At 69.4% G+C, this 5,010-nt stretch carries 5 protein-coding genes; 1 reads left to right on the top strand and 4 read right to left on the bottom strand.

Annotated features, from left to right (window positions below):
• Positions 1-1,042: glycoside hydrolase family 30 protein (locus tag GWK61_RS52700; protein ID WP_438939832.1), on the bottom strand; the 1,042-nt coding region annotated here is incomplete at its 3' end.
• Between the two features lie 209 nt (positions 1,043-1,251).
• On the opposite strand from GWK61_RS52700, the gene GWK61_RS52695 reads away from it, so the two are divergent.
• Complete coding sequence (locus GWK61_RS52695) at positions 1,252-2,460, top strand: ROK family transcriptional regulator (RefSeq protein WP_194921814.1); 1,209 nt, start codon at positions 1,252-1,254, stop codon at positions 2,458-2,460.
• Between the two features lie 87 nt (positions 2,461-2,547).
• Here the strand turns inward: GWK61_RS52695 and GWK61_RS52690 are convergent, their stop codons facing one another.
• The 3 genes from GWK61_RS52690 to GWK61_RS52680 all read right to left on the bottom strand — a co-directional run bounded on the left by GWK61_RS52690 (position 2,548) and on the right by GWK61_RS52680 (position 4,767).
• Entirely contained in the window at positions 2,548-3,396 is an 849-nt protein-coding gene (locus GWK61_RS52690; RefSeq protein ID WP_194921813.1) for a TIGR03619 family F420-dependent LLM class oxidoreductase, read from the bottom strand.
• A 130-nt stretch (positions 3,397-3,526) separates the two neighbouring features.
• Positions 3,527-3,871 (bottom strand): YjgN family protein, encoded by a 345-nt coding sequence (locus tag GWK61_RS52685; protein ID WP_194921812.1) that lies wholly within the window; start codon positions 3,869-3,871, stop codon positions 3,527-3,529.
• Positions 3,872-3,903: 32 nt separating this feature from the next.
• Positions 3,904-4,767, bottom strand: a complete 864-nt coding sequence (locus tag GWK61_RS52680; RefSeq protein ID WP_194921811.1) for a hypothetical protein — start codon at positions 4,765-4,767, stop codon at positions 3,904-3,906.
• Between the last annotated feature and the right edge of the window lie 243 nt (positions 4,768-5,010).

Here is a 5,010-nt window from a genome sequence, read left to right as displayed (position 1 = left end):
CGTAGGCGTCCACGTTCGGGTACTGGTTGTGGATGTCCGTCTGCGTGGTGACGCTGCCTCCGTACCCGTGCCAGGCGATGCCGCCGAAGTTGGGGTCGTTGCGGACCGTGGCGTCGTCGACGCTGGGGGAGCCGTAGGAGGCGTAGGTGTCGGGGTTCCAGTCCAGGGCCAGGACCTTGGTGGACACGCCTGCGGCGTGGAACGCCGGGAGCAGGTCGTTGGCCGTGAAGACGTCGAGGCCTGATCCGTTCCACTGCATCGACGGGTAGCCGGAGCAGCAGGTGGGCTCGTTCTGCACCGAGACGAAGTTGATCGGGACGCCCTGCGCCTGGTACGCCTGGATGTACTTCACGAAGTACTGCGCGTAAGCGGAGTAGTACTGCGACTGGAGATAGCCCTGGCTGTACGCGCCGCTGTCCTTCATCCACGGCGGCGCCGTCCACGGCGAGGCCATGACCTTCAGCCCCGGATTGAGCTGCTGCGCCTGCTTGGTCAGCGGCAGGACGTCGGCCAGGTCGTGGGCGATGGAGAAGTTCGCCAGGGACGGGTCGGTCTGCCCCGACGGCATGTCGTCGAACGTGTAGCTGTACCGGGCGAGGTCCGAGGCGCCCAAGGGGTTGCGCAGGAAGTCCAGCCCGATCCCCGTCGTGGGGTTGAACAGGTTGTTCATCACGGTGTTGCGGGTGGAACTGCTGAGCGCGCCGCTGCTGTTCATCAGCCAGGCCGCGGTGTCCGTGAAGGACGCGCCGGCGCCGGTGAACTGCTGGTAGTGCGTGTTCTCGTTGACGTTGACCACCTGGCCGGCGCCGCCGGTGCCGGCGTTGAACGAGACCGGCGCCTGCTGCCGCAGGCCCTGGGTGACGTTGCGCCCGCCGGAGTCGTTCGTGGTCGTCAGCCAGATGTTGACCGATTCGTTCGCGGCGTGTGCCGGAGCGGCGTCGGCGATCGCGAATCCTGACGTAACAAGCGCGGCGGCTGAGACCGCGCGGATCAGGAGCCGGACGCGGTGTCTCGCGGTGGTGCCTGGGGACGATTTAGACATGGGGGTACCGCCTGAGGACTACGTGGGGGAGTGGGGAGGTGTGCTGCGTTGATCGTCTCAGCTCTTTTATTCACTTCTTAGTTCAAGACGTGATTGAACTCTCACCGCCCGGTCTCGTCAAGGGTCTAAACCAATCGGCCGCCGCGGCCGGCCGGTGTGGATCAGCCGAACCCGACCTCGCGCGGCCGTGACGTGGCAGAATCCGTGCTGTGACCTCCCGCGCCCAGAAAACGACTCGTGATCTGCGGTGGCACAACCGCTCGGATGTCCTGACGCGGCTGTATCTCCGGGAGTGCACCAATCGCAACGACCTGGCACGCGCCTCCGGGCTCAGCGCGGCGACGATCAGCAACGTGGTCTCCGACCTGATCGCGGACGGCCTGGTCGGCGAGAACGGCTCGCAGAGCTCGGCCGGCGGCCGGCCGCGCTCGCTGCTGCGCGTGCGCCCCGACTTCGGGCACGTGGTCGGCGTCGACATCGGCGAGACCGAGATCCGGGTGGGCCTGTTCGACTGGACGCTGCAACCGGTCGCCGACGACGAGGTCCGGGCGGTGGCCACCGCGCAGATCCCGCCGCACGAGGTGGCCGACCAGATCCTGTCCGAGATAGCCGCGGTCACCGCGCGCGCCGGCATCACCCCGGACGGCCTGCTCGGCGTCGGGATCGGCGTGCCGGGCGCCGGCGGATCGGTGATCCACGCCCCGACCCTCGGCTGGTCCGCGGTCCCGCTGGCCGGCCTGCTCCGCGCCGGCCTCGGCTTCGCGCCCGACGTCGACAACGGCGCGATGGCCCTGGGCCAGGCCGAGAACTGGCACGGTGCGGCACGCGGCGCGGAGCGTGCCGTGACGCTCCTGCTGGGGATCGGCGCCGGCGGAGCGCTGTCGATGACGGCCGGTCCGGCGGGCCGGGCCCGCAGCTTCACGATGGAGTGGGGACACACGGTCGTCGACCTCGACGGCCCCACGTGCCGCTGCGGAGCGCGCGGCTGCCTGGAGACGTACATCGGGGCCGAGGCGATCCTCGCGCGCTATGCGGGCACGCCGGGCAGCGCGCCGTTCGACGGCGACGGCGTCGAGGCACACCTGGCCGAACTCGTCGCACGCGCCGTCAAGCACCGGGAACCCGCGGCCGGCGCGGTGCTGGACGAGACGGCCCGGTACCTCGGCATCGGAATCAGCAACCTGATCAACTTGGTCGCGCCGGACCGCGTGATCCTTTCCGGCTGGGCCGGCGCGCTGCTGTGCGACGCGCTGTTGCCGGCTGTGCGTCTGGTCGTGCGGCAGCATGCGCTGCCTTATCTGCAGGAGTTCACGCGGATCGAGCCGGGCGAACTCGGCCCCTCGGCGACCGCGCTCGGTGCGGCGACGTTGCCGGTCGCGCGGTTGTTGGCCGACGGCGGCCGGCGCGGGGACGAGTGAACCTCGGCGAGTGAGCTTGGCAAAGTGAACTTGGGTGAGTGAACTCGGCCGCGTGAACTTGTCAGTCAGGGGACGAATTCACGCGGATCACCGGATGAGTTCGGCGTGCTGTTCCAGGAACACCTCGACGTCGGCCGGAACCTCCAACGGCAGCGGATACACCAGCAGCCGGTCCACGCCGAGTTCCGCATAGCGCAGCGCGATATCCGGCTGTACCTCGACCGGGTTGATCTGCATGAAGACGATCTCCAGGCGGCCCAGCCACTCCGGGCGCTCCACCTCGCGTGCCGCCTTCGCCAAACCGTCCAGGTGCTGCTGGAGATCGGCCGGGTTGCTGCCGCTGCCGATCCAGCCGTGGCCCTTGGCGACGGCGCGGCGATACGCGGCGGGGCTGTGGCCGCCGACCACGATGCGGGGGCCGCCGGGCTGCACCGGTCGTGGATAGGCGACCAGGTTCGCGAAGTTCACGTACTTGCCGTGGAATTCCGGCGCGGGCTCGTTCCAGAGCTGCCGCATCGCGTCCAGGTACTCGTCGGTCCGGCCACGGCGCTCGGCCAGCGTGACGCCGAGCGCTGCGAGTTCCGGCTCCAGGTATCCCGGCGCGATGCCGAGCAGCAGCCGGCCGCCGGACAGCACATCGAGGCTGGCCGCCTGCTTGGCCAGGACCAGCGGATTGCGTTGCGGGAGAATGAGAATGCCAGTGCCCAGCTCCATCCGCTCGGTCAGCGCCGCCACGTAGGACAGGTGCAGGAGCGGATCGAGGATCGGGTCCTCCGGGGCCATCGGGGACTCCGGCACGCGGGGGGAGGGCAGGACCACGTGGTCGCCCACCCACCAGGAGCGGTATCCCAGCCCTTCGGCCCGGCGGGCCAGCCGTGCCGTGTCGGCGGGGCCCAGCGTCGCTTTGGCGCTCAGTCCGTACACACCCAGTTCCACGCAGCAGCCTCCTCGGTGGGCTTCGATGAGCCCGGGCAACCACGAGCCCTGAGGAACCCGTGTGCCCGGCGCAAGCGACCAACGTCGCTTCCCCCGGGCACATTCCTCGGCCGCTCCGCTCCCGCGCGGTCTACTGCGCGTGGGCGACGACCTGGGCCGCGGGGTCGAACCCGGTGTTCTCCCACTTCCAGCGGGTGAGGCGCGGGATGACCCAGTACCCGTAGATGCCCAGCGTGATGCAGGTGAAGAACCACCACTTGAGCCAGTTGCCGAACAGGCCCCAGGCCGATCCGGTGAAGATCAGGCGCTGGCCGTCGATGAACGAGTGCTTGGCCTGCCAGCGCTGCATCAGGACGACGCCGAACGGGTAGCAGATGCCGAGCGTGAATATCGTGACGAGGCCGGCCAGCAGGGCGGTGCCCCAGAAGGTGGCGGCGCCGCCGTCGAACGTGAAGCGGTTGTTCTCGCGTGCCATGGTGCTGATTCCTTTCCGGAGGCGGGTCGGGTTCAGGACGAGGTCGGCGCGGGCGGGTGGTAGCCGGGGATCGGCGTCAGCTGGCCGTTGGCAAGGATGAGCGTGGTCCCGGTGCTGTAGTTGCCGGTGCTGTCGAGGCTGGCGTACTTGATGTCGAGCCGCAGGATGCTGCTCACGTTCAGGCTGATCTGGGCCGGGTGGCCGAGCGTCGGGGTGAACGTGGCGAGCTTGAGGCCGTCGCCGTCGATCTCGATGGTCGGGTGCATCGTGGCGACTGCGGAGTTGTCGTCGAGGCCGATGACGCCGGTGAGCTTCGTGTAGTAGCGGCCGAGGTTGTAGCCCACGTCGCCGTTCGTGTTGACCTCCGGGATGTCCTGGACGAGCACGAACTGCTGCAGCGTGCCGTTGATCATGGGGCTCGCGTCGCGCGACTGCCAGGTACCGCTGACCGGTGCCAGGTCGACCAGCGGGACGGTGCCGCCCTCCGGCGGGACCAGCGCAGACTGGCTGCCGGTCGGCGACGTTGGGGGAGTGGTCCCGGTTGGCGTGCTGGAGACGGTGGCGGTGGGTCCCGCCGCCGAGCCGCTGGACGTCGCGGAGGTGGCGGGCGGCGGCACGGCGCCGGCCGCGGTCGTCGTCGCCGTCGTGGTGACGAAGTCGGTCGGCCCGGGTGTGACAGTGTTCGTGTTCTTCGATCCGCCGCCGACGGACATGCCGAGGACGCCCCCGACGATCAGCGCGATCACCGCCGGGATGATGGTGAGCAGCTTGCCGCCGGGCGTCTGCCAGGCTTTCTTCACATGGTCCAAAGGCCCGCCCGTGTCGTCGGGGCGGTTGTTATCCGGTCCGGCGGGGTTGGCCCAGCCGGTGCCGGGGGTGAGGTTCCGCTCGGTCATCATGTCCTCCTCAGAGATCCCGGGCCCGTTGTCGCGGTGGCATCACCGTGGCGTCGCTCTCTGACGGACAGACCGATCTGCCGCGAGGCCATATCCAGGTACTTCGACTTTCCGCGCACCCCGGCGCGCCGGACCCGCCGGGGCCGTCGCGACCAGTAGCCTTCGCCAAAGTTGATCTTGCTGGCACCGACTCAGGAACCGGAGACCCCACCCCGATGCGATCCGCCATCCTCGGCCCCGTGC

This window comes from Catenulispora rubra (genome assembly GCF_015356825.1).
GTDB classification, from domain to species: Bacteria; Actinomycetota; Actinomycetes; order Streptomycetales; family Catenulisporaceae; genus Catenulispora; species Catenulispora rubra.
Note: the sequence above shows the minus strand (reverse complement) of the source record. Positions and strands in the feature narration are given on the sequence as shown.

What these genes read in the sequence shown, in the direction of transcription:
- GWK61_RS52685 (WP_194921812.1), bottom strand. Translation starts at nt 3,871, where the DNA reads ATGGCACGCGAGAACAACCGCTTCACGTTCGACGGCGGCGCCGCCACC.
- GWK61_RS52680 (WP_194921811.1), bottom strand. Translation starts at nt 4,767, where the DNA reads ATGACCGAGCGGAACCTCACCCCCGGCACCGGCTGGGCCAACCCCGCC.